Annotated in this window: 2 protein-coding genes; both read right to left on the bottom strand. The window is 62.4% G+C overall.

Going from position 1 to position 1,528, the window contains the following annotated elements; all coding sequences use genetic code 11:
- A partial coding sequence (locus GXY33_21340; GenBank protein ID NLX07691.1) for a hypothetical protein occupies positions 1-881 on the bottom strand: 881 nt, incomplete at its 3' end.
- Between the two features lie 47 nt (positions 882-928).
- Positions 929-1,528, bottom strand: a 600-nt coding sequence (locus GXY33_21335) for a hypothetical protein (GenBank protein NLX07690.1), incomplete at its 5' end; no start/stop codon positions are given.

Below are 1,528 nucleotides of genomic sequence, written 5' to 3'. Positions count from 1 at the left end.
TTGGCGACGTGGAAGAACCCGGTCGCCTTCAGGCCGAACCGCTCCTTCGAGCCTTCCAAGCCGCCGAATTCGTCCCACTGGTCCGGCCGTCCGCCGAACCGCTCCAGCCACCTGGCTTCGTCCTCGATGTCGGCGGCAAGCTGCTCGTCGGCGGTCACCTTGCCCGGCCACTCCTTCTTGGTGCACTGGCCGTAGCGATCGACAAAGGGCTGCGGCTTCTCGGTTTTGGCTGCGCCGGGCTCGACCGTCAGCGTGAAGCTCGACTTGCCGACCTTCCCGTCGCCGGGCAGACGGATGTTCAGTTCGAAAACGGACCACTCGAAGACCCGGTTGTCCTGAATCTGAACGTAGGTCGGCGAGGGCAGCCGCAGCGTGATCCCCTGGCCCAGGCCGTTGGTCCACGAGAGCAATTCCGTCAGTCCCGAGTAGATGAACTTCTTTTCGCACCTGGCCGGAAATGGGACGTCCGATTGGCTTGAGGTGGATAACGTGCCGCCTTGCTGGGCGAAGCTGATGGGAATGTAGACGACGACGCTGGCGTGCTCGATGGGCGTCTCCTTGATAAACTCCAGGTCGTACGTGACCGCGACCGACGAGTCCTTCTTCTCAGCCGTGACCTGATACGTTGCGACGTCAGCCACCGTGTTGTCAAATCGGCTTTGGCCGGGCTCCAGTTTCAGGACTTCGGTGCGGGTGACGTCGTCGAAGGTGCCCGTCCATTCCGGCTTGACGATCCTGACGGAAAAGCCCTCCGCCATCATGGCGCCGTCCACCGCGAAGGCCATCCGGCCGTTGTCGCCGGCTTGGAAGTCGACGCCGGCGGCCAACGCGGCGCCGCCGGTCAGCAAGGCGATCGTCAGGGCGCGGAATGTCCAATGCATACGAATGCTCCTTTGTTCGGGTTCAATTCGGTTGTCGCGGGCCGATCTTACGGGTCCACCGAGAAGATGAAGTAAGCCGGTCCGACCCAGTTGTATACGGTGGCAATCTTGCCGTACGGGGCCAGCTCGACGTGCCAGTCGGGGAACAGCACGTTGCTGGAGCCTCGCGGGCCGCCCAGGGCGTGCGGATAGCCGCTCGAATCGTACATGTGCCCGACCCCGCTCGTGACTTCTCGCCCGGGATATCCGTCGTGGATCCAGGCGCTGCCGTCCTTGACCACGATGGCCCGCTGGAAGTTCACGCCGTAGCGATCGTAGAGTTCGCGGGCCTCGGGCTCATTGTGCCAGTCGTCGCCGTTGCCGTAGCTCGTCGAGTTGGCGAAATCGTGCGAGTTGTAGCCGTAGTTGGAGAGGTATCCCGAATACGCCTGACCGGGCATGCCCCAGACCGAAATCTCCTTGGCCTCATGTAGCGGGGCAATCTGATTGCGTTTGGGACAATTGAACACGCTGTAAGTGTGGGTATACGGCCGCAACGCGTGGAACCACGGCCGCGTATCCGGCTGGGTCCAGTCGCCGTTGTAGAAGGCGTGAGGATAGTAGCCGTTGTTCTCATCCATGTACATGGCGAACGCCAGACCCACCTG

It is taken from the genome of Phycisphaerae bacterium (genome assembly GCA_012729815.1).
GTDB lineage: Bacteria > Planctomycetota > Phycisphaerae > JAAYCJ01 > JAAYCJ01 > JAAYCJ01.
This window is presented reverse-complemented; position numbering and strand designations above follow the sequence as displayed.